The organism is Bradyrhizobium sp. MI1.3, assembly GCF_055811695.1.
Map to the genome: position 1 here is coordinate 21,467 of NZ_JBVVPQ010000009.1, position 26,449 is coordinate 47,915.

Annotated in this window: 31 protein-coding genes and 2 tRNA genes; 15 read left to right on the top strand and 18 right to left on the bottom strand. The window is 65.2% G+C overall.

Going from position 1 to position 26,449, the window contains the following annotated elements:
- The first annotated feature begins 217 nt into the window (after positions 1 to 217).
- Complete coding sequence (locus AC0L3A_RS08425; RefSeq protein WP_219683776.1) at positions 218 to 931, top strand: substrate-binding periplasmic protein; 714 nt, start codon at positions 218 to 220, stop codon at positions 929 to 931.
- 50 nt (positions 932 to 981) lie between these two features.
- On the opposite strand, the gene AC0L3A_RS08430 is transcribed toward AC0L3A_RS08425, so the two are convergent.
- Complete coding sequence (locus tag AC0L3A_RS08430) at positions 982 to 1,173, bottom strand: hypothetical protein (RefSeq protein ID WP_219683778.1); 192 nt, start codon at positions 1,171 to 1,173, stop codon at positions 982 to 984.
- A 197-nt stretch (positions 1,174 to 1,370) separates the two neighbouring features.
- Between AC0L3A_RS08430 and AC0L3A_RS08435 the strand changes: the two genes are divergently transcribed.
- Entirely contained in the window at positions 1,371 to 1,751 is a 381-nt protein-coding gene (locus AC0L3A_RS08435; protein WP_007602906.1) for a YciI family protein, read from the top strand.
- A 9-nt stretch (positions 1,752 to 1,760) separates the two neighbouring features.
- Here AC0L3A_RS08435 and AC0L3A_RS08440 read toward each other — a convergent pair whose 3' ends face one another.
- On the bottom strand, positions 1,761 to 2,351 hold the full coding sequence (locus tag AC0L3A_RS08440; protein WP_007602905.1) for a TMEM175 family protein: 591 nt from the start codon (positions 2,349 to 2,351) through the stop codon (positions 1,761 to 1,763).
- A 127-nt stretch (positions 2,352 to 2,478) separates the two neighbouring features.
- Between AC0L3A_RS08440 and AC0L3A_RS08445 the strand changes: the two genes are divergently transcribed.
- A complete protein-coding gene (locus tag AC0L3A_RS08445) occupies positions 2,479 to 4,536 on the top strand; it encodes an ATP-dependent helicase (RefSeq protein ID WP_219683779.1) in 2,058 nt (685 codons plus the stop codon).
- 6 nt (positions 4,537 to 4,542) lie between these two features.
- On the opposite strand, the gene AC0L3A_RS08450 is transcribed toward AC0L3A_RS08445, so the two are convergent.
- From AC0L3A_RS08450 to AC0L3A_RS08460, 3 genes are read right to left on the bottom strand one after another with little or no spacing between them, the layout of a single operon-like run.
- Complete coding sequence (locus tag AC0L3A_RS08450) at positions 4,543 to 5,790, bottom strand: metal-dependent hydrolase family protein (protein WP_219683781.1); 1,248 nt, start codon at positions 5,788 to 5,790, stop codon at positions 4,543 to 4,545.
- 17 nt (positions 5,791 to 5,807) lie between these two features.
- Positions 5,808 to 6,305 (bottom strand): GAF domain-containing protein, encoded by a 498-nt coding sequence (locus tag AC0L3A_RS08455; RefSeq protein WP_219683782.1) that lies wholly within the window; start codon positions 6,303 to 6,305, stop codon positions 5,808 to 5,810.
- Positions 6,302 to 7,660: an MFS transporter gene (locus AC0L3A_RS08460; RefSeq protein ID WP_219683784.1), complete on the bottom strand. Its 1,359-nt coding sequence runs from the start codon at positions 7,658 to 7,660 to the stop codon at positions 6,302 to 6,304. Before AC0L3A_RS08460 ends, AC0L3A_RS08455 begins: the two co-directional genes overlap by 4 nt.
- Positions 7,661 to 7,766: 106 nt before the next feature.
- Here AC0L3A_RS08460 and AC0L3A_RS08465 point away from each other — a divergent pair, with 106 nt between their 5' ends.
- Positions 7,767 to 8,696, top strand: coding sequence for a LysR family transcriptional regulator (locus tag AC0L3A_RS08465; protein WP_354128758.1), 930 nt, complete (start codon positions 7,767 to 7,769; stop codon positions 8,694 to 8,696).
- Positions 8,697 to 8,845: 149 nt separating this feature from the next.
- The gene (locus AC0L3A_RS08470) at positions 8,846 to 9,877 is read left to right on the top strand and encodes an LLM class flavin-dependent oxidoreductase (protein WP_354128757.1); all 1,032 of its coding nucleotides are present in this window, start codon (positions 8,846 to 8,848) and stop codon (positions 9,875 to 9,877) included.
- A gap of 111 nt (positions 9,878 to 9,988) precedes the next feature.
- Here the strand turns inward: AC0L3A_RS08470 and AC0L3A_RS08475 are convergent.
- A tRNA-Tyr gene (locus tag AC0L3A_RS08475) sits at positions 9,989 to 10,074 on the bottom strand.
- Between the two features lie 206 nt (positions 10,075 to 10,280).
- Between AC0L3A_RS08475 and rlmB the strand changes: the two genes are divergently transcribed.
- The gene (gene rlmB, locus AC0L3A_RS08480; RefSeq protein WP_219683789.1) at positions 10,281 to 11,111 is read left to right on the top strand and encodes a 23S rRNA (guanosine(2251)-2'-O)-methyltransferase RlmB; all 831 of its coding nucleotides are present in this window, start codon (positions 10,281 to 10,283) and stop codon (positions 11,109 to 11,111) included.
- Between the two features lie 61 nt (positions 11,112 to 11,172).
- Here the strand turns inward: rlmB and AC0L3A_RS08485 are convergent, their stop codons facing one another.
- Both AC0L3A_RS08485 and AC0L3A_RS08490 read right to left on the bottom strand, forming a co-directional pair.
- Positions 11,173 to 11,706 carry a hypothetical protein gene (locus AC0L3A_RS08485; RefSeq protein ID WP_219683791.1) on the bottom strand — a complete coding sequence of 178 codons (534 nt, stop codon included), beginning with the start codon at positions 11,704 to 11,706 and terminating at the stop codon, positions 11,173 to 11,175.
- Positions 11,707 to 11,749: 43 nt separating this feature from the next.
- Positions 11,750 to 12,235, bottom strand: a complete 486-nt coding sequence (locus AC0L3A_RS08490) for a hypothetical protein (protein ID WP_219683793.1) — start codon at positions 12,233 to 12,235, stop codon at positions 11,750 to 11,752.
- Between the two features lie 283 nt (positions 12,236 to 12,518).
- On the opposite strand from AC0L3A_RS08490, the gene AC0L3A_RS08495 reads away from it, so the two are divergent.
- Complete coding sequence (locus tag AC0L3A_RS08495; protein ID WP_007602678.1) at positions 12,519 to 13,019, top strand: hypothetical protein; 501 nt, start codon at positions 12,519 to 12,521, stop codon at positions 13,017 to 13,019.
- Positions 13,020 to 13,184: 165 nt separating this feature from the next.
- Positions 13,185 to 13,259 (top strand) — tRNA-Thr (locus AC0L3A_RS08500).
- A 17-nt stretch (positions 13,260 to 13,276) separates the two neighbouring features.
- On the opposite strand, the gene AC0L3A_RS08505 is transcribed toward AC0L3A_RS08500, so the two are convergent.
- The 4 genes from AC0L3A_RS08505 to AC0L3A_RS08520 form a co-directional block, all read right to left on the bottom strand.
- Positions 13,277 to 13,690, bottom strand: a complete 414-nt coding sequence (locus AC0L3A_RS08505) for a GFA family protein (RefSeq protein WP_219683794.1) — start codon at positions 13,688 to 13,690, stop codon at positions 13,277 to 13,279.
- A gap of 59 nt (positions 13,691 to 13,749) precedes the next feature.
- The gene (locus tag AC0L3A_RS08510; RefSeq protein WP_219683796.1) at positions 13,750 to 14,412 is read right to left on the bottom strand and encodes a class I SAM-dependent methyltransferase; all 663 of its coding nucleotides are present in this window, start codon (positions 14,410 to 14,412) and stop codon (positions 13,750 to 13,752) included.
- 100 nt (positions 14,413 to 14,512) lie between these two features.
- Entirely contained in the window at positions 14,513 to 15,232 is a 720-nt protein-coding gene (locus tag AC0L3A_RS08515; protein ID WP_473254079.1) for a class I SAM-dependent methyltransferase, read from the bottom strand.
- Positions 15,233 to 15,479: 247 nt separating this feature from the next.
- Positions 15,480 to 17,177, bottom strand: a complete 1,698-nt coding sequence (locus AC0L3A_RS08520; RefSeq protein WP_219683799.1) for a methyl-accepting chemotaxis protein — start codon at positions 17,175 to 17,177, stop codon at positions 15,480 to 15,482.
- A gap of 246 nt (positions 17,178 to 17,423) precedes the next feature.
- Here AC0L3A_RS08520 and AC0L3A_RS08525 point away from each other — a divergent pair, with 246 nt between their 5' ends.
- Positions 17,424 to 17,603 (top strand): hypothetical protein, encoded by a 180-nt coding sequence (locus AC0L3A_RS08525; RefSeq protein WP_198288282.1) that lies wholly within the window; start codon positions 17,424 to 17,426, stop codon positions 17,601 to 17,603.
- Between the two features lie 3 nt (positions 17,604 to 17,606).
- Here AC0L3A_RS08525 and AC0L3A_RS08530 read toward each other — a convergent pair whose 3' ends face one another.
- Complete coding sequence (locus AC0L3A_RS08530) at positions 17,607 to 17,771, bottom strand: hypothetical protein (RefSeq protein WP_007602663.1); 165 nt, start codon at positions 17,769 to 17,771, stop codon at positions 17,607 to 17,609.
- A gap of 102 nt (positions 17,772 to 17,873) precedes the next feature.
- On the opposite strand from AC0L3A_RS08530, the gene AC0L3A_RS08535 reads away from it, so the two are divergent.
- Both AC0L3A_RS08535 and AC0L3A_RS08540 read left to right on the top strand, forming a co-directional pair.
- Entirely contained in the window at positions 17,874 to 18,248 is a 375-nt protein-coding gene (locus AC0L3A_RS08535) for a hypothetical protein (protein WP_219683801.1), read from the top strand.
- Positions 18,249 to 18,552: 304 nt separating this feature from the next.
- On the top strand, positions 18,553 to 18,807 hold the full coding sequence (locus AC0L3A_RS08540) for a hypothetical protein (protein WP_219683802.1): 255 nt from the start codon (positions 18,553 to 18,555) through the stop codon (positions 18,805 to 18,807).
- Positions 18,808 to 18,845: 38 nt separating this feature from the next.
- Here the strand turns inward: AC0L3A_RS08540 and AC0L3A_RS08545 are convergent, their stop codons facing one another.
- The 3 genes from AC0L3A_RS08545 to AC0L3A_RS08555 form a co-directional block, all read right to left on the bottom strand.
- Entirely contained in the window at positions 18,846 to 19,088 is a 243-nt protein-coding gene (locus AC0L3A_RS08545; RefSeq protein ID WP_018455389.1) for a hypothetical protein, read from the bottom strand.
- 254 nt (positions 19,089 to 19,342) lie between these two features.
- A complete protein-coding gene (locus AC0L3A_RS08550; protein WP_219683804.1) occupies positions 19,343 to 20,050 on the bottom strand; it encodes an outer membrane protein in 708 nt (235 codons plus the stop codon).
- Between the two features lie 289 nt (positions 20,051 to 20,339).
- Positions 20,340 to 20,735, bottom strand: a complete 396-nt coding sequence (locus tag AC0L3A_RS08555) for a hypothetical protein (RefSeq protein ID WP_473254225.1) — start codon at positions 20,733 to 20,735, stop codon at positions 20,340 to 20,342.
- Positions 20,736 to 20,835: 100 nt separating this feature from the next.
- Between AC0L3A_RS08555 and AC0L3A_RS08560 the strand changes: the two genes are divergently transcribed.
- Positions 20,836 to 21,051 (top strand): hypothetical protein, encoded by a 216-nt coding sequence (locus AC0L3A_RS08560; RefSeq protein ID WP_473254081.1) that lies wholly within the window; start codon positions 20,836 to 20,838, stop codon positions 21,049 to 21,051.
- 73 nt (positions 21,052 to 21,124) lie between these two features.
- On the opposite strand, the gene AC0L3A_RS08565 is transcribed toward AC0L3A_RS08560, so the two are convergent.
- Entirely contained in the window at positions 21,125 to 21,538 is a 414-nt protein-coding gene (locus tag AC0L3A_RS08565; RefSeq protein WP_473254082.1) for a His-rich protein BRANT, read from the bottom strand.
- Between the two features lie 252 nt (positions 21,539 to 21,790).
- Between AC0L3A_RS08565 and AC0L3A_RS08570 the strand changes: the two genes are divergently transcribed.
- Together AC0L3A_RS08570 and AC0L3A_RS08575 are read left to right on the top strand one after the other, a co-directional pair.
- Complete coding sequence (locus AC0L3A_RS08570) at positions 21,791 to 22,333, top strand: tetratricopeptide repeat protein (protein WP_219683806.1); 543 nt, start codon at positions 21,791 to 21,793, stop codon at positions 22,331 to 22,333.
- Positions 22,334 to 22,441: 108 nt separating this feature from the next.
- Positions 22,442 to 23,830: a serine hydrolase domain-containing protein gene (locus AC0L3A_RS08575; protein WP_219683808.1), complete on the top strand. Its 1,389-nt coding sequence runs from the start codon at positions 22,442 to 22,444 to the stop codon at positions 23,828 to 23,830.
- On the opposite strand, the gene AC0L3A_RS08580 is transcribed toward AC0L3A_RS08575, so the two are convergent.
- Entirely contained in the window at positions 23,817 to 25,382 is a 1,566-nt protein-coding gene (locus tag AC0L3A_RS08580) for a S10 family peptidase (RefSeq protein ID WP_219683810.1), read from the bottom strand. The genes AC0L3A_RS08575 and AC0L3A_RS08580 overlap by 14 nt on opposite strands.
- 255 nt (positions 25,383 to 25,637) lie before the next feature.
- On the opposite strand from AC0L3A_RS08580, the gene AC0L3A_RS08585 reads away from it, so the two are divergent.
- Positions 25,638 to 26,417 carry an NAD kinase gene (locus tag AC0L3A_RS08585; protein WP_007602648.1) on the top strand — a complete coding sequence of 260 codons (780 nt, stop codon included), beginning with the start codon at positions 25,638 to 25,640 and terminating at the stop codon, positions 26,415 to 26,417.
- Positions 26,418 to 26,449 lie beyond the last annotated feature (32 nt).

A 26,449-nucleotide genomic window follows, 5' to 3' on the forward strand; every position in this document is an offset into this window, starting at 1 on the left:
GACGGGGTCATATCTTGCGCCCAGCAGCAGGATTCCCGGGCAAAGTACCACCTCGCGTGCTAGAATGACATCGGTGAAAGTCCGGAGCTCGCCCGCACAGCGGGAACGTGCTGTCAACGTTGCGGACTGGCGCAGCTGCCATCTCCGGTAGATCGCGCGGCCCCGGAATCCGATGTTAGCAGGGCACGCCCAAAAGGCATGGCCAGGGAGATGCGTCATGAGGCGGATAGTCGTGGTCTGCCTGTTGCTGCTCGCGGCAGGCCCGTCGCAGGCGCAAGAAGTCATCCGGCTCGCACGCATCGCCGATATTCCCGACCAATATGTCGGCGGCGAGATGCTCCGCGCGGTTTATGCCAGGCTGAACATCAAGCTCAAATTCGAGGATGTCCCCGGCAAGCGCGCGCTCGCGCTGTCGAGCACCGGCCAGGTCGACGGCGAGGTCCAGCGGATCGGAACGCTCTCTCGCGACTACCCGACGCTGATCCAGGTGACACCTGCGATCAATTACATCGAGCCCGCTGTCTTCACCACGAAACTGCAGTTCGACGTCGCCGGCTGGAATTCAATCAGGGACTACAGCATCGGCATCGTACGCGGCGTCGGCTCGTCGGAAGCCGGTACGCGCGGCATGACCCGGGTCACGGCGACGACAAGCCTCGACAACATGGTCAAGATGCTCGATGCCGACCGCTTCGACGTGATGGTCACCGACCTCTTCAGCGGGTTGGCTGCGGTGAAGAAACTCAATCTCCAGGCCAGGATCCATCCGCTCTCGCCGCCACTCGAGCGCATCAGCATCTACCACCATCTGCATGAACGGCATCGCGATCTCGTGCCGAAGGTCGGAAGGATGATCGAGCAGATGGAGACGAGCGGCGAACTCGCCCGGTTGCGGGAAACCCTGATCAAGCAGGTGCTGAGCGGGATGTGAGACGCGGTCAGTTCGTGCGAGTCTGCTCCCGCACCGCAACCGCGTCGGGTCTAGAAGCCGCAAACGCTCATTGCGCGCGGGCGCTTGCCGCGCCGGCTTTCGAGGATGCGCTCGCCGCCGCTCTCGGCCGAGCTGCCGTAATAGCGGTGGTGGCCGCTCTGGTCGTGCAGATCCGCGGCGTCCGACTTTCCCGCCCGACGCGCGTCGCAGATGATCTTGCAGATGATCTTGATGGTCGACATGGCCGCCTCCGAAGTGTTCTTAGTGGCCATCAGTCGCGCCGATTTCGAGCGGCGTTCACACCTTTCGGCCGCAATCGGGTTTCGGGAAGGTTTCGTCGCCGCACCCCGCGACGCAATATTTTCCTCAAGCCCATTGTCGGCTGCGACGGTGGTGATACGTCCTTCGGACGCGCGCAGCGAAAATCAACGAGGTGACGATGCTTTACGCCATCCTGGCCTATCACGTGGAAGACGAGATCTTGTCCTGGACGCCCGAGAAGGACGCCGCGGTCGTGGCCAAAGTCATCGAGGTTCAGGCACCGCTGCGGGCAAGCGGGCATTTTGGCCCGGCCGCCCGCCTGGATGAGACCCGAAAGGCCCGCACCTTGCGTGGCCCCGGCGCGGGCGTCGTGCTGGACGGCCCGTTTGCCGAGACCAAGGAGCAGCTTCTGGGCTTCCACCTCGTCGAATACGACACGGACGAGGAGGCGATCGCGGCCGCGCGGACGCTGCGTCAGGTCAATCCGTCAGCGGTCTACGAAATTCGCCCGGTCAAGCTTTACGTGCCGGCCGACGGGTTCGGCACGACGCAAGGCTGAGCCGCGGCCCTACGCGTCCGTCCCGGTCGGCCCGACATAGAAGCGCTGGATCAGCAGGCCGCCGAAGGCGATGAACCACACGAACGGCGCGACCTGCGGCGCGAACGCCGCAACGACCGTGCCCGGAATAAACACCAGCAGCGGAAACAGCGAGGCCATGATCTCGTGGCGCCAGCCGCCCAGGATCCTCCACCACAGCCAGGCATTGAGGCCGGCGATGGTGGTCAGGTGCAGGCCGTAGAGCACGGCGACCGCACTGCTCGTGGGGTAGTTGGTGTAGAGGCCGTTGGTCACCGGCAGCAGCACGATCGACAGCAGGAAAAACAGATTGAGGATCACCGCGCCGCGGCTGCCGACGGGCTGGCGCGCCAGCCGGCGGTGATGGCTGATCCAGAACACGCCGGCGATGATGAAGCTGAGCGCAAGACCCGCGAGCTTGCCGGAATAGACCCGGGCCAGATCGTTCCAGTCGGGCGCGCTTGTGAAGACCGCGGCCCTGGGCAGATCGTAGGCGAGCAGCGTCATGGCAACGCCAAAAATGGTGTTGCTGAGCGATTCCAGCCGTCGCATCTCGAACTGGTCGGATTTGAGCTCGGTCATGCCGGGTGGCGCTTTTCGGAATGGAACCTTGGGCCGTCTTGTCCCTAGGTCTTAACATCGGTCCCGTCCAGACGCATTGCGATTCGCAGCGGGATCGCCGAGTCTGGCTGTTTCACCGGGGCGATTCGTGGCGACATATCTGGACACGCTCAATGCGGAGCAGCGCCGCGCCGTGGAGCATGGTGTGGCCGATGGTGCGACCGTGGGCGCGCCCCTGCTCGTCATCGCCGGTGCAGGCTCCGGCAAAACCAACACGCTGGCCCATCGCGTCGCGCACCTGATCGTCGCGGGCAGCGATCCGCGCCGCATCCTCCTGATGACGTTCTCGCGGCGCGCCGCGGCCGAGATGGCCGGCCGGGTCGAGCGCATCGCCCGAAAAGTGCTTGGCGAGAACAACGCCGCGATCATGCGCGACGCGCTCAGCTGGGCCGGCACGTTCCACGGCATCGGCGCACGGTTGCTGCGCGAATATGCCGAGCGGATCGGCGTCGATCCTGCCTTCACCATCCACGACCGCGAGGATTCCGCCGATCTGATGAATCTGGTCCGGCACGAGCGCGGATTGTCGAAGACAGAGAGCCGCTTTCCCGCCAAAGGCACCTGCCTGTCGATCTACTCCCGCTGCGTCAATGCCGAGATGGAGATCGAGAAGGTTTTGGGGGCGCATTATCCCTGGTGCGCAGGCTGGGCGCCCGAGCTGAAGGGCCTGTTCGCGGCCTATGTCGAGGCCAAGCAGGCCCAGCACGTGCTCGATTACGACGACCTCCTGCTCTACTGGTCGCAGATGATGAGCGATGCGACGATCGCGGAAGAAATCGGCGGCCGCTTCGATCACGTCTTGGTCGACGAATATCAGGACACCAACCGCCTGCAATCCTCGATCCTGCTGGCGCTGAAGCCGGACGGGCGCGGCCTCACCGTCGTCGGCGACGACGCGCAGTCGATCTATTCGTTCCGCGCCGCCACTGTCCGCAACATCCTGGATTTTCCGCAGAGCTTCTCGCCGCGCGCCGAGATGATCACGCTCGACCGCAATTACCGCTCGACGCAACCCGTGCTGGCAGCGGCCAACGGCGTCATTGGCCTGGCGCGCGAGCGCTTTACAAAGAACCTCTGGACCGACCGCGCCGGCACGCAAAAACCACAGCTCGTCACCGTGCACGACGAGGCCGACCAGGCCCGCTACATCGTCGAGCAAGTGCTGGCCACTCGCGAGCAAGGCGCGCTGTTGAAGCACCAGGCGGTGCTGTTCCGAACGTCCTCGCATTCGGGCCCGCTGGAGATCGAGCTCACCCGCCGCAACATTCCCTTCGTCAAGTTCGGAGGGCTCAAGTTTCTCGATGCCGCGCATGTCAAGGACGTGCTGGCACTGCTGCGCTTCGCTGAGAATCCGCGCGACCGCGTCGCCGGCTTTCGCATCCTGCATCTGTTGCCGGGCATCGGACCTGCGACGGCGCAGCGTGTGCTCGACCAGATGGCGGAGAGCTCCGATCCGCTCGCCGCGCTCGGCCAGCTCCCGGTGCCGCCGCGCACCGGCGCGGACTGGACCGGCTTCGTCCGCACCATCGAAAATTTGCGCTATTCGGAATGGCCGGCTGACCTCGAACGCGTGCGGCTCTGGTACGAACCGCATCTCGATCGCCTGCACGAGGATTCCGAGACGCGCCGCGCCGATCTGATGCAGCTCGAGCAGATCGCGAGCGGCTATGCCTCGCGCGAGAAATTCCTGACCGAGCTCACGCTCGATCCACCGGATGCGACCAGCGACAAATCCGGGCCACCCTTGCGCGACGAGGATTATCTGATCCTCTCCACCATCCACTCCGCCAAGGGCCAGGAGTGGAAATCGGTGTTCGTGCTCAACGTCGTCGACGGCTGCATGCCGTCGGATCTCGGCGCCGGCACCAGCGCCGAGCTCGAGGAGGAACGCCGCCTGCTCTATGTCGCGATGACGCGCGCCAAGGACGACCTGCACCTCGTGGTGCCGCAGCGCTTCTTCACCCACGGCCAGGCAGCCAAGGGCGACCGCCACGTCTACGCCTCGCGCACCCGCTTCATCCCGGAGCAGCTGGTCTATCTGTTCGAGCGCACTGCCTGGCCGAAGGCCGGGGCAAGCGCAGCGCGCACCGCCGCGCAAGGCCCGAAGGTCGACATCGGCGCTCGAATGCGCGGAATGTGGCGGTAACGCCGGCTACGCGCCCAGCCGGTCGAACTGGACCTTGCCTGCCTTCATCACCATCGGGATGTGCTCGCCCTGGCCGAGCAGGCAGGCAACATCGCGCAGCGGATTGCCGTCGACCACCAGCAGGTCCGCAATGGCTTCGGGCATGATGCGCCCGAGCTTGCCCTCCATGCCGAGCACCTCGGCGCCGACCAATGTCGCGCTGGCGATGACGGCGCGCGGACCGAGAATCTCGGCGCGGATGCGGAATTCGTCGCTCTGCAGACGCTGCGACGGTCCGAGCAGGTCGCTGCCGAACCCCATCTTCACGCCGGCATCGCGATAGATCGTGAGCGAACGCAGGCCGGCGTCGCGGACATCGGCGATCTTGGCCACGCTTTCGGGCGGCAGGCCGTATTGGGCGCCCTCGTTGGCCAGCGCCTCGTAGGTGACGAGCGTCGGCACCACATAGGCGCCCTTCTCGGCCATCAGTTGCGCGGTCGGAGCATCGACCAGATTGCCGTGCTCGATGGTGCGCACGCCGCAGCGAATGGCGCGTTCGATCGCAGCAGCGGTGTAGGCGTGGGCGAGCACATAGGTCTGACGCCCGCGCGCCTCCTCGACGATGGCGCGGATCTCGTCCTCGGAGTAGCCGAAGGCGCCGACCGGGTCGGTCGGTGAGGCGACGCCGCCGGAGGCCATGATCTTGATCTGGTCGGCGCCCATCTGGAGCTCTTCGCGGGCCGCCCTTCGCACGCCATCGACACCGTCGGCAACGCGCGCCAGCGCGCCGACACGCACGCAGCACGGGCACGGTGCGTCGCTGGCGAGGTAGTCCGAGCGGGCCCGCATGTCGCCGTGGCCGCCGGTCTGGCTGAGCGCACGTCCCGAGACGAACAGCCGCGGTCCGTCGGTGAGCCCGGTCTCGATCGCCTGCTTCAGCGCATGGCCGGCACCGCCGGCGTCGCGCACGGTGGTGAAGCCCCGCCGCAGCATGCCGCGCAGCAGCAGCGTCGAGCGTAGCGTCACCAGCACGTTGGGCATGTGCACCTGCTGCGCCAGATTGAGTTCGACGGCGATCGCATGCACATGCAGGTCGATCAGGCCGGGCATCAGCGTCTTGCCCTTCAGATCGATCGTGCGGTCGGCTTCCACCTGGAGCGGCCGATCGGAGACCTCCTTGATCAGACTGTCCTCGACCAGCACGTGATGTCCCTCCAGGAGGTCCGGCTGGAGCGGATCGAGCAGAGCGGCGTTCTTGAAGAGCACACGGGACATGACGACTTCCTGTCTGATCAGGACTGGATGAGCAGCGCGGGCAGAGCGAGCTGGGCGAATGGAAGACACGCAGCGACATCGTCCTCGCCGTACCAGCCTGCTTCATGGAGCAGATTGAGCGAGCCGAGCGTGCGCCCGCGCCAGCGCACGGGCATGTTGAGCACGCTCGCGCAGCCGAGCGAAGCAATCAGCTCGTGATCGGAAAACACCTCGCGCAGATCGTCCCGGGTGCGGCCGATATAGGCCTCGCCGCGGTCCAGCACAGCCTCGGTCCACGGCCCCGGCGCCAGGCGTTTGCGTCCGCCCGCCGGGTAAGGTCCGGGGAGATTGGAATACACCCGCGCTGCTTCCCTCGTGTCGTCGTCATAGGTCAGGATCGTGAACAGCTTGTGGCCGATCGCCGATTTCAAGGCGTCGTCCAGCGCCGAGTACAGGGCATCCGGCTGATCCGCCCTGCCCTGCGCGGCCGCCACGGCGCAGAGCAGCGGATCGGACCGGCGTTTTGTTTCCCTCACGCGACTTCACCCGCCGCAATCTCTTCCAGCGAACGGCCGCGCGTCGGCACCCCCATCAGCACCACGGTGAGCGCGCCTAACAGCAGCACGCTTGTGGTGAGGCCGAAGACGCCGGCGAAGCCGAAATTGGGATAGAGATAGCCGACCAGGATCGGCGAGACGATCGCACCGATGCGGCCGATCGCGGAAGCGAGCCCGGCGCCGGTGGTTCTGACCGCCGTCGGAAATACCTCGGCGGTATAGGCATAGACGCCCGCATAGGTGCCGTTCATGAAGAAGGACAGTAGAATTCCCGCCACCATGATGTGCTGGTCGCTCTGCGCGAAGGCGAGGCCGAGCGCGCTTGCGCCGCCAAGCACCATGTAGGAGGCGATGGTCGCCTGCCGGCCGATGCGCTCGTTGAAATACGCGGCACTGAAATAGCCGGGAATCTGCGCGCAATAGATCGCGATCGAATAGGCGAAGCTCTTGGTGATGCTCATGCCGTTCTGGACCAGAAGGCCGGGGATCCAGACGAAGAAGGAATAGTAGCTGAACGTGATCGCAAGCCACATGATCCAGGTCATGATGGTGATGCGCGCCTGGCGGCCGGCGAGGAGCGCGGCGAAATTGGCAAGCAGCGTCCCACCAGTCACGGCAGGCGCCGCGGCTTCGACGACCGGTTGTGGCAGGACATGGCCTTGGCTCGCAAAGCCGGCCTCAATCCTGTCGAGCACGGCTGCGGCTTCCTTCTCACGGCCCCGGCTTTCCAGCCAGCGCGGCGATTCCGGCAGCGCCCTGCGCCACCACAGCAGCATGACGACCGGCACCGCGGTGATCACCAGAACGATGCGCCAGCCGTTCTCATAGGCTGGCACGATGAAATAGCCGAGCAAGGCCGACGCCACGAAACCGAAGGAGAAGAATCCGGCCAGCGCGCCGGTAAAGCTGCCGCGGTAACGCCGTGCGACGAACTCCGCCAGATAGGGCGCAATGATTGCGCTCTCCGCGCCGGTGCCCATGCCCGCGACGACCCGGGCGGCGAAGAAGGACGACCAGTCGTTCACCGCCGCGCTGACGATGGATGCGACGCAATAGAGCGCCAGCGCCGACATCATCACCGCACGACGGCCGATCAGGTCACCCAGCGTGCCCGCCAGCAGCGCGCCGAACAGGAAGCCGATATAGGTGCTGCTGCCGAGCACGCCGATCTGCACGCTCGACAGATTCCAGGTCGTGCGCAACACCGGCAGGATGAACGCCAGCACCGCTGCATCCATCGCGTCGAATGTATAGCCGAGCCCGCCCATCAGCAGCAGATGCTTATGGAAACGCGCGAATGGAAGGCGCTCGATGCGCGCCGAAATCATCGACATGAAAGTCCCCCTCTGTCTGGCGGCCGGCACTCCGCTCATCCCTGGGGGAACCATAGACAAGGAGATATTATCGTCATAATTTATAATCATGATCTAGTACATTACTGTGGTGAATGTTCTGTCGTTCCGAAAGCTCGACCTCAACCTGCTGAAAGTCTTCGAGGCCCTGATGACCGAGGGCAGCGTCACGCGCGCCGCCAACGCGCTTCTGATGACGCAGCCTGCGGTCAGCAACGCGCTCGCACGCCTGCGGGACGCGCTCGGCGATCCCCTGTTCGTCAGGTCCGGCACCGGCATCCGTCCGACCCAACGCGCCGTGGTGCTGTGGGAGCCGATCGGCGAAGCGCTCGAAACCGTCCGCGGCGCGCTCGACGAGCAGGTGTTCGACCCGCACCGTGCGCAGACAGAGTTCAGCCTGTCGATGTCGGATTACGTCGCCTCGCTGGTGATGCCGAACCTGCTGAACCATTTCGGCAAGGTCGCGCCCAAGGCGCGAATCCACACCGTTCCCAACACCGTCGTGGAGATCGCCGACCAGCTCGAGGACAATCGCGTTGATTGCGTGCTCAGCGTCTATGTCAACGAGGCGCAGCAACCGGCCGCCATCCGCTCGCGCTCGCTGTGGACCGTCGACTACGCCTGTTTCATGCGGCGCGGCCATCCGGTCGCGGCGATGAAGCGGCTGAGCACGCGCAGCTTCCTCAACGCGGGGCATGTCGATGTGAGCCTCGCCGGCAAGACCTTGCCGTCCTACGACCTCTTCCTCGCCTCGCGCGGGCTATCGCGCAACCTGGTCGCGACCGTCAATCACTACAGCGCCGCCTACGAGGTGGTGCGCCAGTCCGACCTGATTGCGGTGCTGCCGAGCGATTTGCGCTCGCAATCCCGGCACGCGCCGTTCCTGCACGCCATGCCGCTTCCGCTCAAGGCGCCGCCGCGCATCGTCAGCCTGTTCTGGCACCAGCGCAACGACACCGTGCCGGCGCAGCGCTGGCTGCGCGAGACCCTGGTCGAGATGTTCGCCAGGTCCGACTGAAGCCGCGGCCCCCCCGACACCAAGAAGAAAGGGAAACAATGGGTTTCTCGAAGCAGCATTGCGCATCAGACCCGGCTGCTTAGCTCCAACCAAACCAATCCCCTCCCCCAGTGACAGGCGCGCAAGCCGCGCCCGCAGAGACCTCATCAATGACCGCACCGCTTGAATTCGGACTGGACACCTTTGGCGACGTCACCACAGATACCTCCGGCGCGATGCTTCCGCACGCGCAGGTGATCCGCAACGTCGTCGACGAAGCGGTGCTGGCCGACGAGCTCGGCCTCGACTTCATCGGCCTCGGCGAACATCACCGCGCCGACTTCGCGATCTCCTCCCCTGAGACCGTGCTGGCCGCCATCGCGTCGCGGACCAGGCGCATCCATCTCGGTTCGGCCGTGACGGTGCTGAGCTCGGATGATCCGATCCGCGTCTTCCAGCGCTTTGCCACGCTGGACGCGCTCTCGAACGGGCGCGCCGAGGTGATCCTCGGCCGCGGCTCATTCACCGAATCCTTTCCGCTGTTCGGTTTCGACCTGCGGGCTTACGAAGCGCTGTTCGAAGAGAAGCTCGATCTGTTCGCAGCGCTGCTGTCGCAGAAGCCGGTGACCTGGGAAGGCAAGCTGCGTCCGCCGCTCAAGGGACAGCTGGTCTATCCCCCGGTCGCGAACGGCACGCTCAAGACCTGGATCGGCGTCGGCGGCAGTCCGCAATCGGTGGTGCGCGCCGCGCATTACGACCTGCCCTTGATGCTCGCGATCATCGGCGGCGATCCCGCGCGCTTCGCGCCCTTCGTCGATCTCTATCACCGCGCGTTCAGGGAGTTCGGCCGCCCGGCCCAGCCGATCGGCGTGCATTCGCCCGGCTATGTCGCCGAGACCGACGAACAGGCGCGCGAGGAGCTGTGGCCCGACTACAAGGCGATGCGCGACCGCATCGGCAAGGAACGCGGCTGGCCACCGATGGGCCGCGACGAGTTCGTCAATGAGGCCGAGCACGGTTCGCTCTATGTCGGCTCGCCGGAGACGGTCGCGCGCAAGATCGCCAAGACCGCCAAGGCACTCGGCATTTCGCGGTTTCAGCTGAAGTATTCAGCGGGCCCGCTGCCGCATGGGAAGCTGATGAAGAGCATTGAGCTCTACGGCCGGAAGGTGGTGCCGATGGTGCGCGAGATGATGGGGTAAGGCGATCGGATCCGCTCAGTCCGTCTTCGCCCTACGGGCTTCGCCGGACACCACGCTCCGTCCTTCGCGCATCACGTTGGCTGCGCCACGCGAAGCCCGAAGGGCGAAGCGTGGTGGGGGAGGCAGGACTCGAACCTGCGAAGCCATAAGGCGGCTGATTTACAGTCAGCTCCCTTTGCCACTCGGGACACTCCCCCGCTCGACGGCAGCACAATCGGGCCGGACCTTGCCGGCGACCGAAGACGGCCATGGAACGTGAAGGCCGCGACAGCCCGGATGGGGGCGCGACCGGGCGCGGTTATCGGCGAAGCGATGGGGTAAAGTCAACCGAGGCGAACAGCTAAAATCGCCCCCGACACCACCCAAATTGCCATATTCCGGGACCCGTGACACAAGCGAGCCCATGAAGGATCGAAAATTCAACCCGAGGGGCCCCCGCGGCGGGTCTAAGCCCTTCAACAGGCCCGGAAAATCGGCCGGTCGCCCGGCCCGGCGCGATCGCGATTCGGACACCGACGGTCCCGTCATCCTCTATGGCTGGCACACCGTCACCATGGCGCTCGCCAACCCCCAGCGGCAGATCCGCAAGCTGACGCTGACCGAGAATGCCGCAAGGCGTCTGGCGGACGAGAACATCGCAACCCGCATCACGCCCGAGATCGTCCGGCCCCAGGAGATCGACCGCCTGCTGTCGCCCGACGCCGTGCACCAGGGCCTGCTCGCCGAGGCCGATCCCCTGCCCTCTCCCGACATCGAGGATTTAGAGCAGGACGGCATCGTGCTGGTGCTCGACCAGATCACCGATCCGCACAATGTCGGCGCCATCCTGCGCTCGGCTGCGGCGTTCGCCGTGAAGGCGATCGTCACCACCGCGCGCCACAGTCCGGAAGCGACCGGCGTGCTGGCCAAGGCCGCCTCCGGCGCACTGGAGCTGGTGCCGATGGTGACGGTGCAAAACCTCGCCCGCGCACTGACCACGCTGAACGAGCTCGGCTTCCAGACCGTCGGGCTGGACAGTGAAGGCAGCGCGGATCTCTCCGAGGTCACCCTGCGCGAGCCGCTCGCCCTGGTGCTGGGTGCCGAAGGCAAGGGCCTGCGGCAATTGACGCGCGAGACCTGCAGCGTCGTGGCGCGGCTCGACATGCCCGGCGAGATCAAGAGCCTCAACGTCTCGAATGCCGCCGTGCTCTCGCTCTATGTCGGCGCCAGCCGGCTCGGGCTGATGAAGCGGTGACAAAACAAAACGCCCGTCCGCATCGCGGACGGGCGTCTCGTTGGTTTAACCGATCAAGCGATCAGTAATAGCGACGCAGCACGCGGTGGCCGCCGTAGTACGGCACATGGCGCGGGGCGTAGCCGTAGCGCGGACCGTAGCCGTAATGCGTGCGCGGCAGATAGCCGGCGCGCGGGCCGTAGCCGTAGCGATACGGACGGTAATACGGGCGGCGGTAGGGATAGGCGGCCGGGGCTTCGACCGCGGCGGCGCGATAGCCATAGCCGTGCCCATAGCCATAGCCACGGCCGTAGCCGTAATTGGCGGGCGCAACCACCGCGTCCTCACGGTAGGTCGGATACGGCGCGAAGGTGCCCGGACCGGTGTAGGTCGGGCCCTGGTTGACGTGATAATATTGCGTGGTGGGCTCGGCGAGACGCTCATAGGCGCCGTAGCCGTAGCCGTAGCCGGCCCCATAACCGCCGCAGCCGGTGTTGCAGCCGGAATAGACCGGCGCGACCGGCTGGCACGGATCGAAGCCGCAGGCCGCGGCGGGCGCGGTGGCGGCGAACATCACGGCAGCCGCCGCGACCAGTCCCGAAATCATCTGACGCATTACTCTCTCCTGTTGATTTCCGTTTTTTGGATTTTGTCGTTTCTTAACCCGGCGGTCTGCCGGGCATCTCTGTACGCGGCCGCGGCCGAGGACGCCGCGGATAGTCGTTGATCTCAGGCGCGAGGATCACCGGCGGCGGATTGACGGGCACGTCCATCTGCGGCGGCAGCGGCGCCGATTGCGCGCCCCAGCTCTGGTGATAGCTCTCGGCCGGCTTGGGCATTTTGCGGTTCGCGGGCGGCTCGACCTCGAGCCGGCCATAGCCGGGCCGCAGGCCCAGCGTCGGGTAATAATGGCCGACGTCCTCAGGCTGGCGCTCGGCGATATAGCGGCCGCCATAGATCGTGGGCTGCACCTGCACGTTCTTCCCCAGGCCCCAGGTCCCCTCGACCACGGCATAGGACGCGTCGATGTTGTTGATGATGATGGGCACGCCGGGGCGACCGGGAACGACGATATCGAAGCCGCCGCCGGCAAACGCCGACGCGGGCAGTCCGATCAGAAAGGCGGCGAGCGCAGATGCGCGCATGAGAGGATCCCATTTATCCGGCGACAACCTACCCGATGGCGACGCAGAGAGGGTTAAGGCCCTCTCTCCAATTGCCGGTAAGCCTAATGTGTAAGGATTGCGCGCCGCTCAAATGCTGCAAAGCGAACTAGTGAAGCATTAACGCCGCCGGACCCTGCAGTCCGGAACCATCGCGCGTGCTCACTTCCGTTTGACTGCCGCTCACGAAAATCCGCCGGTTTCAGCGGAACGTCCGGCGTCTTCGGCGTTTAGCCCCCGTCAACAAAACGGGAGCCAAACAATCATGAACGTCAAACTTCTCGGAGCCACGGCGATTGCGGCGACCCTCGTGACGGGCTCTGCCATGGCGCAGGCCGTGATCACCAATCCCGGCCGCTGCGCGGCGCAATTCCCCAACGCCAACTGCCAGAACGTCGGACCGGGAAATCCGTACACCGACAGCGGCTATCGGCATCGTCGCGTGTCCTATCGCCAGACCAACAACGGCGACTGGAATAACGACTGGAACAGGAGCCGCACCGGCTTCTGGCCGACCGACGTCGCCGCCGGCGCGGTCGGAACAGCCGCTGGCGTGGCCGGCGCAGCCATCGGGACTGCAGGCGCAATCGCAACCGCCCCGTTCCGTGCCACGAACGACGCCTACGCCTACGACAATGGCTGGGATAACCGCGGCTGGGACAATCGCGGTTGGGACACCCGCACCTACGCCCAGCGCAACGGCTTCGTCTGCACGCCCGGCACCTGGTTCAAGGGCGAAGACGGCCGCCGGCACATCTGCCAATAAGGCGATTCAACCGAACGCGACAGATCAGGCGGCCTTCGGGCCGCCTGATTCGTGTCTGCATCGGGCATCGCGGGTTCTGGCACTTTCCGGTCAAGTCTGGTATTGCGGCGCGCACGGGTGGACGGCTCCGGCGTATGCTGGTCCCTGCCCGCTTCTCCAGGCGTCGCCGGCTTAGCTCAGCGGTAGAGCAGCGGTTTTGTAAACCGAAGGTCGGGGGTTCAATCCCCTCAGCCGGCACCAGCCTTTGAGCGCAACGCTCACTTCGAATGCTTCGGTGCGCTGCTTTGCTGGAAGTGCTCAGCGCCTGATATTTCCACCCAGGCATGTTTCGACTGTTCGAAAACCGAGCGGATGGGCGCCGGGTAGTTCGGATCCGCGGTAGCGCCGACGGCAACGCCGACCATCGCAGGCAGATTGTCCGCCTTCCAATAGACCGTCGAACCGCACTCGGGGCAAAAATAGCTGCGGACCTTGCCGCCGCTTGCGGCTGTCCGGACGTATTCGTTCGACGTCCCCGAGATCGTGACGCCCTCCGCCGGATAGAACGCACCGACCCCGAACGGCGCGCCGGTTCGACGCTGGCAGTCAATGCAGTGGCAGGCGACGACGAGGCTGGACGGTCCCGGAAGCGACAGCGTGAGCGCGCCGCACCTGCATTGGGCATCGATCATCGGAATTCACTCCACTCTCGTTGGTCCTGTGGTTCGGATGGAGCGCAGCGCGAGCCGGGCTACAATTGATCCAGCGCCCACAGCCCGAGGCTCTTGTCGCGCCAGCCGCCACCGCCCTCCTCGCAATGCTCCTTGATCAGCTCGCGCGGTGCCGGCCAGTCGAACGGCGCCTTCTCCATGTTCAGCGCGCGCCAGTCGCCGTCCTCGCAATCGCGATTGTCGTCCCATTCGGGAAACGTCGTGACCAGCAGGAAATGCGCGCCGCTGGCGCGAAAGTTCGCGACGGCGCGGGCGATATTGCCGAAACTCAAATGCACCAGGCAGTCCCGGCACAGAACGACATCCGCGCGCGGCAGTGCATCGCGCGTGATGTCGGCAACGAGAAACCGGCCGGACAACTCGCCGCCCGCCACGCGCTGGCGATTGGCCGCGATCAGCGACGGAACGATGTCGATGCCGGTGTAGTCGAGATCCAGCCTCACGCGGCCGATCCAGCCCGCGTCCCCGCAGGGCGCATCGAGCAGCGAGCGCGCGCCGAGCCGTTGCAGCAGTGGAGGAAGCACCTCGCGGACCGCTGCGGTCGCGGGGTCCTCCGAGCCGAGGCCCGACACCGAACTAGCCGCGCCCCACAGGTTGGTCTGCTCGATCCGCTCGAACCGCGCGGCGAGGCCGAGGCCCGCGAAATTGTCGCGGTCGGCGGCGAACCGCTCATGGGCGAGCACGGGTGGACGATTGGCGGTCGTCGGGCGGACCTCAAATCAAGATTCCGTCGCGAACACACTAGCAGTTCAACTGCGCGTCCGAAATCGCAGGCCTCGTCCCTCAAGCCGGCTTCTGCCACTCCATGATGTGGAAAAAGGACACCCGGCGATGACGGGCAATTCTGTCGGGATCACCGCCCGTAGGCTGCGGCTCAACGAACAGGCGCAACTGGAGTCCGTGATCGAGCAGCAGCGTCATGTAGGTGGAGAGCGGACGATGCCAGTTCTGGACGCGAATGCCGCGCCATGTCACCCAGGTCGGCCGCTCGTCCATGTAATGATCGATGACGAAGCGCAAGACGCCCTCGCCGTCACGTGTCCAGCCCTCGGACGGACCGGCGGTGTTGAAGCTGGTCAGGTTGGCGAACAAGAGCGTACCGCCCGGCCGCAGCGCCGCCACCATCCTCGCGACAGATCCAGCGAGATCGGGCATGTCTATCAAACTGAGATAGCTGACGACCAGATCGAACTCCGCGCCGAAATCCATCGTCTCGGCTCGGCCGAGCCGATAGTCGCCCTGCGGGTCTAACTCCATGGCACGCGCGAGCAGCGCTTCGGTTGGATCGACGCCAGTGGTGCGGATACCGGCGCGCTGCATGATGCGACAGAAGCGCCCCTCGCCGCAGCCGACGTCGAGCGCATTGCGGAAGCCTCGCCCTTCGATCCGCGCCCGCATCGGCGCGTCCAGCACGAAGCGTCGGCCATAGTCGCCGTCCTCGCCCTGCTCGACGATCCAGGCGACCGCGGCCGCGGCCCAGCCGTCGCTGACATCCTCGTTCATGGATCGACCTTCCGGAATGCATGTTGGCCGCGCGTGTCGCGGGCGCGGCTACTGACCATAGATTGGATCAGAGTTCAACATGAGGTAGATTGCAGGACCGATGCGCCCCACCGTCAAAGAGAAGGCCAGGATCGCCGCCGGCGCGACGGCGGCCGTCGTCATGACGGCCGTGCTGTTCGCATTCGCAATGGGATTTCTGCTGGCGCGATGAGTGCGCAGCGCGGCGGACGAAGCCGCCGCGCCGGACTCAGGCGGCGCGCACCGTGTGGAGGAATTTCCCGACCTCATCCTTCAGCCGGTTGCTGTCGGTCGCCAGCATCTTGGCGGTGGAAAGCACCTGCGAGGAGGCCGAGCCGGTCTCGGCTGCACCGCGCTGCACGTCGGCGATGTTGGTGGAGACCTGCTGGGTGCCGTGGGCGGCCTGCTGCACGTTGCGCGAGATCTCCTGGGTCGCGGCGCCCTGCTCCTCGACGGCCGCGGCAATGGTCGACGACACTTCCGAGAGCCGCTCGATCGTCGCGGAGATGTCGCGGATCGCGTTGACGGATTCCTGGGTCGCGGTCTGGATACCGGAAATCTGCTGGCTGATCTCGCCGGTCGCTTTCGCGGTCTGCTCGGCCAGCGTCTTCACCTCGGCGGCGACGACGGCGAAGCCGCGGCCGGCCTCGCCGGCACGTGCCGCCTCGATCGTGGCGTTGAGCGCCAGGAGGTTGGTCTGGCCGGCAATGGTGTTGATCAGCTCGACGACGTCGCCGATGCGCGTCGCCGCAACCGAGAGCTCGCTGACGCGCACCGTCGTGGTGCGAGCCTGGGTGACGGCCTCGCCCGCCATCCGCGCCGATTCCTGCACCTGGCGGCTGATCTCGTTGACCGAGGAGGACAGCTCCTCCGTGGCCGTCGCAACCGACTGCACGTTGCTGGTCGCTTCACCCGACGCGACCGCGACGACCGAAGTGAGCTCCTGCGCACGCTGCGCGGTGGTGGCCAACGTCGAGGACGACGCTTCGAGCTCGGTGGACGCCGAGCCCACCGTCTCGATGATCTCGCCGACCGCGCGCTCAAAGCCGTCGGCAAGGTTGACCATGTCGCGCTTACGCTGATCGGCGGCCTGCTTCTCCACTTCAACCTGCGAAGCCTTGAGGCGCTCGACCTCGATCCCGTTGGTCTTGAAGATTTCGACCGTCCTGGCCATGTCGCCGATCTCGTCGCGGCGGTCCTTCTCGGGCACTTCGGTCTTGAGATCGTTGCGGGCAAGGCCCTCCATGGCGAGCTTGAGGCGGGCAATCGGCCGTGACATCGCATTGAGGCCGATGAACAGCGCGATCGCGATACCCATGATCAGGCCGCCGGCGCTGACGCCGATCACCGTCCAGGTCGCGGATCTGGCGTCGCGGTTGATGGCGTCCTTGCTCTTGGCGACCGCCTCTGCGGTCTCGCCCACGAACTTGGCAACGCGCCCCAAGGCCGCATCCATCACCGGATCGCACTCCTTGTGCGCACGCTCGGCCGCCTTGGCATTCTCTTCCGGGCTGCTCGCGAGCGAGCCTGCCTTCAGCACCGGATCGCAGCCGGCGAACACGGCTTTCAATTGGTCGCCGATACTCTTGATCTGGCTCGCGCGCGCGGGATCGTCCTGTTCGGCTGCCTCGAGGTATTGGCGGATCTCGTCGCGGTTCTGGGTCGCGGTCTTGAGGCGGTTGGCGTTGCCCGCCTCCGTCGCCTCGGTGAAGACCGCATAGAGCGCGGCATGATAGGTCTCGGCGCGGCGCTGGGCCCGCGTCAGGTTGAGCGCCGAGGATTGCGCGGCGGAAAGCTCGGCGAAGCCGTCGACAGTTGCCGAGAGTTCGCGCGTGCCGAAGCCGGCGACGGCGACCATGGCAAAGCCCATCACGGCGACGATCAGCGCGACCTTCCACACGATTTTCAGATTGTTCAAAACGCTCATTGCAGCCGCCCCAGTGATTTTCTGCCGATGCATATTCCCAGCACCGTGCATTGGAACCAGCTGACGTTAAGATTTGATGCCAAATGTCCCGGGTAGTCTTACGGAAAACTAACTATTTTGGCTTCCGCCGTAAGCTTCGCGTAAGCTTCGGCCTATTCCGGGGCGCGAGCCGGGCGTGGAATGCCGGAACCGGTCGCCGGTGTCCTCCGTTGTCGGCCCATGCGGATCAGGGAAGAAAACCGAAACATGTTTCTGCTGGCCACCGTGACGCTGTGCTGTAGCGCCTTGGCCGCGGCAATTGCGCTGTTCGAACCGGCTCCGGCAAAGCGGCAGGCTGAAACGGCGGCGATCGACGTGCCCGCTTCGACGCCGGTTCGGGTGGTCGGGGCTCCGTTCCGGCCCAACCTCAATCCGCGGGAGCGCTAGCCCTCACCCCGGCGAGACGTCGGCGCCTTCCTCGGGACGGCGTTTGGCGCGGGCCAACTCCTCAACGAACGCGATCACCTCCGCCCGTTTGTCGGGCGGCAGCGAGAGGAACGCGCGGACGAGCCTCAAGCCCTCGGCTTCGGCTGAATGGTCTGCTTTGGCATCCATTCCCCACTGTCGGGCGGCCGGGAAAAATATGCAATCCCCCACGCAACAGCTTCTTGATTCGGCCGGCCAGCTTTGCTGGAATAGCCCCGACAGGGGTGCACCATGAAGTGGATCACGGAACGCGACGCGCTGATCGCGCAGACAATGGCCTTCGTCCAATCGGTCACCGGCAAAAAGGATGACTTGCATCCACCGGAGATCCCGATGGCGACAGTGGCCGCGTCGGTGCAGATCGTCCCCGCCAACACCGTCGTCGAGACCGAGCCACTTCAGGCCGCTCCGCCGCAGCCCTTGCCTCTCCCGCCGCCGCGGGTGGCGAGCCACGACGTCCGCACCGAGATGCAGGCCCGCATCGCCAATTTCCGCAAGCATCAGGAGCGGTTCGAGCGCGAGCGCGAGGAATATTGCGCGGCCACTTTGACCAAACTGCGCGCCGCCATCCGCGACCCCTCCTCCCGTCCACCGGCTGACAAGTAAAGCCGGATCTCCCGTCGCTGGCCTAAAGCCAGGACCACACCAGCCAGAGATTGGCCGCGCAGGCGCCGAACAGGGCCAGCGTGAGGGGCAGCAGCATGCGCCCGCAAGAGGTTTTCAGGTCCGTCGTCATGGCCGAAAACATCCGCTGATTCCGCCAAACGAGTCCCGGGGATTCTTTTTTTCGGGATTCAGGACTCGTTAAGGACTCAGGACCCGACGACCCCGATCACGGCCGCGTGATCGACCGTCCGACCGGAACCCCTCCCCCGCAAAGTCGTTAATGCGCTTTCCGGGAGCGGGAAGAATGCCCTACGCCCTGTTCTGCAACGACGCCCAGATCAGCAAGGCCTATCCTGACGAGTCCGACGTCTGGAGCCTCGCGCAGCGAAGTGGCCTCGTCGTGGACGTAACCGCGGATGACGACCGCCCCGGGCCACGCCGGGTGCTCGACAACGATTACGAGATCAAGCCGTGCCAGGCCGCACAGGGCGAGGACCCCGCGAGGAACAAGGCGGAGGCCGATCGCCAGGCGAGGATGGAGCTCGAGCTGAATTCGTAAAGACGGATCGAAGCTGGGAAGCCGGAGCTCAGGAAAGCTCAGGGCGTCGCGGTGGCCAGCGAGGCCTGCTCGCCCGCCAGAGCCACGCAGGCCTTCCGGCGATGCAGCCCGCGGATCGCGCCGGTGACCTTCAGCACCTTGCCGGAGGAGCACGAGGCGTCCTTGACGAAGGCCACCTCATAGGGTGCCAGCATCAGAGGCTCGGATTTGAGGATTGTTTGGGCAGCGCACGGCAAACTGACGAAGCACGAGAGCACCACAGCCGACACCAAGATACGCATGTCCGTCGTCCCACCAGCCCGGTAATTCTCATATAACGCGTTCCGGCGCGCGAGTTCCGTAAGCTGCAAAAATTATTTTTGCTTTACCCGAGCTCCATGACGCGCGTGAGAAAGCGCGCGCCAAAACGTTTGCTTGCAAATGACGCGCCAGATGGTTGACGCAATGCAAACGACAGGAGGTGGCAACCGGAGCCCGGCAAACGAAAGGCCGGCGGGAGCCGGCCTTTCGTCAGATCGTGGTTGTTGGTGGCGCGTCAGTAGCGCGAGGCTGCCGGACCGCCCCAGCCAAAGCGGTAGTTCACGCCGACCTTGACGGTATGCTCGTCCTCCCGGCCGCGGACGCCGACAACGTCGACCGGACCGGAGGTGATCGTCGTGCTGCCGAAGTTGTAATACTGGTACTCGGCCTTGGCGGACCAGTTCGGCGCGAACATGTATTCGAGGCCAGCGCCAACGGTATAGCCATCCTTGCTGTTGCCGGTGGCGGTGAAGGGCTGCGGCACCCCGGCAATATTGACGCCGAGGCCGCCATTGCGCCAGGCATAACCGCCCTTGGCGTAAAGCAGCGCCGGACCCCAGGTGTAGCCGATGCGGCCGGTCACCGAGCCGAGCTGGTCGGTATTGGAGGTCACCTGCGTGCCCAGCGGGAACGTGGCACCGCCGTTGTTGGTCGGCAGCCAGGAGTACTGGGCCTCGACACCCATGACCCAATTGGGCGCGAACTGGTAGTCGAAGCCGCCCTGGACACCGCCGAGGAAGCGCGCGTCGCTCGACTGGAAGCTGCTGTCGCCCGCAAAGGCGCCGCCGACATGGCCGCCGATGTAGAAGCCGGTCCAATTGTAGATCACCTGCGGCGGCGTGTAGGCCGGAGCCTTGGTGTAGGTGCGCGCCTGCATGTCGGCTGCTGCAGCCGGCGCGGCCAGCGCAAGCAGGGCAACTGCACCCAGCAAAATCCTTTTCATGATCATCCCCGTTCTTTCAAATTCGACACTCAGGAAACAACGTGGCGTGAATTGGGTTGCTTCGAGGCGATGCCGGAACGTTGATCGTTCGTGACTGTGACGGAGCGGCAACAACGCGATTTTGTTCCGTCCCGCAGGCGCGTGCCGACGGTTTTTTTCCGTCGGAAGCAGAACCCGCCGTAACGATTAGTCGCAACGCAAAACCACTCCGTTCAAAGCTCCCCGAAATGTGATCCGGCAGCTCCGGCGGGCTCTGTCCTATCACCAAGCGATGAAGGTGGGCTTTGCGCTACCGCGTCATCTTTTCAAGTTCCGGAAAGGGTACGTAAACCGCGCCCGCGCACAGCTCGCTGGCACGATCAACGACGCGGTCCGCCCGGCCGTTGACGAAGATCACGGCGCGCTCCCTCATGGCCTTGTAGGTGCCGTCGGTCTCGCGTGGGGTGAAGTGCAGGCAGCTGACATAGAACTGCCGGCCTCCGACCTCGCGCTGCACCGGCTCAGCCATGCTGGCGTCACGCACGCCGACAGGATTGTTCAAATAGCTGCGCATCAAGGCCAGCGTGTCGCCACGGAAATTATCCGGGAACGGTTGTGGACCTCCGGCCTGAATCCCGTCCATCAGAGTTGGACGGTCACCATCGCTGCCGAAACATCCCGTGAGCGCCAGCGGCAGTGCCAGCATCAACGCCAAGCTCACTGCGCGTTCCGCTAGTCGCCGCACCGCTTACGCTCTCCGCTCGATCAGTCTCGGAGACGTTCCAGCCCCAAGGTTGCAATGATGCATGTCTACAGGTGTTTTGCCCGACGAGTCAAACGGCTTCGTAAAATCCGCAGATGAGCCACCCGTCAAACCATTGATTTATCTACGACCCGCTACTGTGCATGGGGTTGTTTTCGAGGTTTTGTTTGCGGCCGCCAAACCTGGGACGTTGCTTGCGGGCTTCAGCATGGTGGTACCGGCCCGCCGCCAGCACCTCGAGCTTTCGCCCAAGGCGTGACGAACGGGCCGGTCCTGAATTCCTCACGCGGCGGTTGGGGCAATGCTAGGACGCCGCCGCGCAGGATCAGTCGTTAGCTGCGCTTCTCCATCGTCGCCGGCTTGGTCACGTCCGGCTGCGTCTTCAGCGACTTCTTCGCTGAGAGATGCTTGTGGTGGTGGCGATGCGTGCGCACGGTCTTGTGCTCGTCGGGAGTGACCGCGGCGTTGGCGTTCATCGCCTTCGACTTGGTGTCCACCTTGGCGTCCGCCTTGACGTCCGAAGCCTTGACGACTGAAGCCTTGACGTCTGAAGTCTTGACGTCCGAAGCCTTGGCACCGGCCTTGAGGCCGGCATCCGGTTTCGCGGCGGTGGTCGACACCTTGGTCTGGCTCTGGTCTGCCTTGATCACCGGCGTGGTCGTGGTGGTCTTGCCGGCCTCGGCTGCGAAGGCCGGGGCTGCGATCACGGAAGCTGCGAGCAAGGCTGCGGAAATGGTCTTCAACATGGTTGGTCTCCTCTTGGAAGGATCTTGAGGCGGGCGCCCTCTCGCCAACCCTTTGATCGTAGGTTGGAGCCTAGGGGGCACGCACTGAACCCAATCTGAAGCCCGCAGCAGGCTTCCGTTCATCTGGATGACAAGTTTGTCATCCGCCCGCAGGGCGAATAGGCCAGGATGCCGGGAATGTTTTTGCCTGATGGGTGTTCCGGTCTTTGGGCAATCGTGTAGGATCGCCACGTTCCATACCGGAGAACTTAGATGCGCAAACTCTCAACGCTTCTTGTGCCGGGACTTGTCGCCATGACATTGGCGGCCGGGCCGGCTCTGACCAGCGCTTATGCCGCAGGTGGCGACACCCCCTCGTCGCCGCCATCGTCGGACACCTCGACCAAGAAGGGCAAGAAGAAGAGCTCCTCCATCAGCGATCCGAAATTCCTTGCTGCCTATCGCACCGCCTACACCACGATCTATGACAATCACGACTACACCGGCGCGATCGGCCAGCTGAAGTCGCTCAAGCGCGACGACGTCGCCGACGTCGCCAATCTGATCGGCTACTCCTATCGTAAGCTCGGCGATTACCAGTCGTCGAAGATCTATTACGAGCTGGCACTGAAGGACGATCCGAACCACGTCCGCACCTGGCAGTATTACGGCCTCTGGCAGCTCGAACAGGGCAATCGCGAGCAGGCGCAGTATCACCTGAACAAGCTCGCCTCGCTCGCCGGCACCGACAGCTCCGAGTATCGCTCGCTCGCCGCCGCGCTCGACAAGCCGACCGGGGCGACCCTCGTCTATTAAACGCATCGCATCTGCGCACGAGGCGAACGGGCACAACCGCAGGGTTGTGCCCGTTCTGCGTTCTCGGCTAGCTTGCCCACCAAACCTCCCCTCGCAAACCGGTGCGCAATGGACAATTGGCTGCGATCCGCGATCGACTACATCGGCTTCTGGATCGAATTCCAGCACACCACAATCCAGCAGCCCGGCGTCGTCATCGCATTCGCCCATCGCGGCGAAATCGTCGCCGAGCACGCGTTCGGCCTCGCCAATCTCGACACCGGCGAGAAGCTCACCCCGCGCCACCGTTTCCGCATCGCCTCGCACTCGAAGAGCTTTACCTCGGCCGGCATCATGAAGCTGCGCGAGCAGCGCAAGCTCCGGCTCGACGATCCCATTGGCCAATATGTCGGAGGCCTGCATCCGCGCGTCGCGGAAACGACGATTGCGCAAGTGCTGTCGCACAGCGCGGGACTGACGCGCGACGGCGCCGATTCCGGTCAGTTCATCGACAGCCGTCCCTATCTCGACGCGAGCGAGCTGCTCGCGGAATTGAAGCTGCCGACCGTAATCGAGCCGGGCACACGCTTCAAATATTCCAATCACGGCTTTGGGCTGATTGGTCTCATCATCGAGGCCGTGACGAAGGAGCCCTACCGGGTTTGGATGAAGCGCGAGATCATCGAACCTGCGGGCCTGCGCGAGACCGAGCCGGACGCGCCGCTTCCCAAGGGGGCGCCGTTCGCGCGCGGCCACACACGAAGGGTGCCCTACGGAGAGCGATGCGTGATCCCCGGCGACAATCCCACCCACGCGATGGCTTCCGCCACGGGCTTTGCCGCTACCGCCGCCGACACCGCCCGCTTCTTCGCGCAGCTCGCGCCCAACGCAAGAAAGAGCCTGCTGTCGGTCGCAAGCCGCCGCGAGATGACGCGACATCATTGGCGCATACCGCAGAGTTTCGAGGCCTATTACGGCTTGGGTATCGGCGCCGGCAGGCTCGACGGCTGGGACTGGTTTGGCCACGGCGGCCATTTCCAGGGCTATATCTCGCGGACCTGCGCCATTCCCGCCTGCGAACTCGCGATCAGCATCATCAGCAACTCCATCGACGGCGCAGCGCCGTTCTGGATGGACGGCGCGATGCAGATCCTGCGCGTTTTCCAGACCCGTGGCGCACCCGACCGCCGCGTGAGCGACTGGACCGGCCGCTGGTGGACGATCTGGGGCGCGACCGATCTGGTACCCGTGGGCAACCGCGTGCTGGTCGCCAATCCTCAGTTCAACAACCCGTTCATGGATGCCGGCGAGATCGAGGTCACCGGCCGCGATACCGGCAAGCTCGCCTGGGCCGCCGGCTACTCCAGCCACAGCGAGCCGGTGCGCCGCGTCCGCGACAAGCGCGGCAAGGTTAGTGACGTCTGGATCGCTGGCGCCAACATCAAGCCTGCGGCCGCCGTCGCCCGCGAGATCGCGCGGAGATACAAGCCGCGCAAGCGCCCGCCTACTCCCGAATGAGAGTCTCGACCTCGCTCCGAAGGGCCTGCCGCGAGCCGTCGCGCGAATAGAACATGTGGCCGCCGGGATAGACCACGAACTTGACCCGCTGCGTTGCGAAGGCCGGCAACTGGTCGAGCACCCGCTTCGATCCGAAATAGGGCGTGGCGAGATCGAACAGGCCGTGCGCGACCAGCACGTTCAGCTTCGCATCCGTGGCGAGGATCTGGCGCAGCTCGGAGACCGACTGCGGCGGGTTGATGCCGCGGCCGAAATCCCAGTGGCCTTCGATGGCGCCGTTCAACACCTCGTAGGAGCCATCGGGCCGCCAGTTGAGCTTGTGCGTCAACAGGTCAACCGCAGCACTCGTTAGCGGCGCCTGCAGCGCATCGCCGGAGGGATCACCGAACCGCGAGCTGCTGGAATCCGGATAGGGATCGAAGCCGCGCACCGAGGCGTCGTAGCGCCCCGTCACCTTGCCGTTCTTGCGGTCGAATTCGCGGCGGAATTCGCCGACGTCGAAGCGGCCCGCAAGCCGACGGCTCACCGACTGGTCGATGCCGGTGAGCTCGGCGACCTTGTCGGCAAGACGATTGGTCGCTTCCTTGTCCGCCTCACCCTTGACGAGGTCGGCCAGGAATTCGCCGCGCGCGTAAGCCTCTGCGTCGGCGAGATCGGCGCGTTTGACCGGACCTTTCGCCTCACGCGCCACCGCGACATAGCTCGGCAGCGTCGCGACATATTGCAGGAGGCTGGTGCCGGTGAACTCACGGAAGTCCAGGAGCGGCGACACCAGAATCAATCCCCTGACCCCGACGCCGTGCTGGAGCTGCAACTGGCGCACCACCTTCGGCCCGCGAATGCCGCCATAGCTTTCGCCGGCGACGTATTTCGGCGAGGTCAGCCGGTCGTGCTTCTCGAGCCAGCGGCGGATCACGAGCGCGATCGAATTGACGTCACCATCAACGGAGTAGAACGATTTGCGCGCGTCATCGCCGGTCGCGACGAACCGGCTATAGCCAGTGCTGACGGGATCGATGAAGACGAGATCGGTGAAGTCGAGCCAGGTCTCCGCGTTCGGCTTCACCTCGGGCGAGGCGGACGGCGACAGCGCTTCGCCATCGAGCGGCAGCCGCCAAGGCCCGGCCGCGCCGAACTGGAGCCATGCCGAGGACGCACCGGGCCCGCCGTTGAACAGGAACGTCACGGGGCGCGTCGCACGGTCGGCGCCGTCGAGCTCATAGGACGTATAGGCGATGTCGGCCACAGGCTCGCCCTTGCCGTCGAACACGCGGATCGATCCGGCGGTCGCTGCGAAATTGAGGGTGCGGCCGGGAAGATCGAGCGTCTGCTTCGTGGTCGAATCCGACGGAAGACGGTGCGGCTCGGCGGATGACGATGAATTTTGCGATGCGCCTTGTGCACCGCCGCGTCCGCCCTTCTGTCCGGCTGGTGCCGCCGCCTCGGCGCGCGGCTGCGGCGGATCGTCGGCGCGCGCCAATCCTGCAAGCGCGAAGGCCGACACCGCCAGCACCAGGGTCGCGCGGCGGAGCGCCGGCATATTCGTGGCCATGATCGTTCTCCCTGTCCGGCGACGACCGCCGGTGCGGACCGTAAGGGTAGCGCGGAATTGCGACGGTTTGGGGGATCATGGCTCCGGTGGTGCCTGAAGAGCCCGGTTGGGCACAAACCGACCCGGTTTCGTGCTCAAATCGGAATCGGCAGTTGCCGGTCTGCTGTGAAGGGCGGTCATCCTCGACAATCGGGGGCGAGATCGTTAGACGAGCCCGGCGGAACTTTCTCCAGCCAGCGGCCCTGCCCGGAAGCCATGACCAAGCCAGCGCGATACGACCGGATCGCCTTCGTCGCCAGCCCGAGCAGCGAGGCGCAAGCCGCCTTCGGCCAGCTCACCAGGGACTTCGGCAATTGCGATCCGAAGGACGCCGACATCGTGGTCGCACTCGGCGGCGACGGGCTCATGCTCCAGACGCTTCATCAGCACATGCATACGGGCAAGCCGATCTACGGCATGCACCGCGGCACCGTCGGCTTCCTGATGAACGAGTACTCGACCGTCGATCTTCGAGCCCGTCTCGAGGCGGCGCAGGAATCCGAAATCCACCCCCTCCTGATGCGCGCGACCGACGCCAACGACCGCGTCCACCTGCATCACGCCATCAACGAGGTCGCCCTGTTCCGGCAGACCTACCAGGCCGCGCGCCTGCGGATCCTGATCGACGAGCGCGAGCGCATGTCCGAGCTGATCGCCGACGGCATCATGGTGGCAACGCCGGCCGGCTCGACCGCCTACAATCTGTCCGCCCAGGGACCGATCCTGCCGATCAACGCCGCGCTCCTGGCGCTGACGCCGATCAGCGCCTTCCGCCCGCGACGCTGGCGCGGCGCGCTGCTGCCGAACACGGCTTATGTCGTGATCGAGGTGCTGGAGGGCGACAAGCGCCCCGTGGCGGCGGTCGCCGACCACGACGAGGTCCGCGACGTTCGCCGCGTCGAGGTGCTGTCCGACAGGACCATCTCGATGCGCATGCTGTTCGACCCCGGTCACAGCCTGGAAGAGCGCATTTTGCGCGAGCAGTTCGGCTCCTGAGCCGCCTCGCCGGACTGCCGATCGCAACCCTT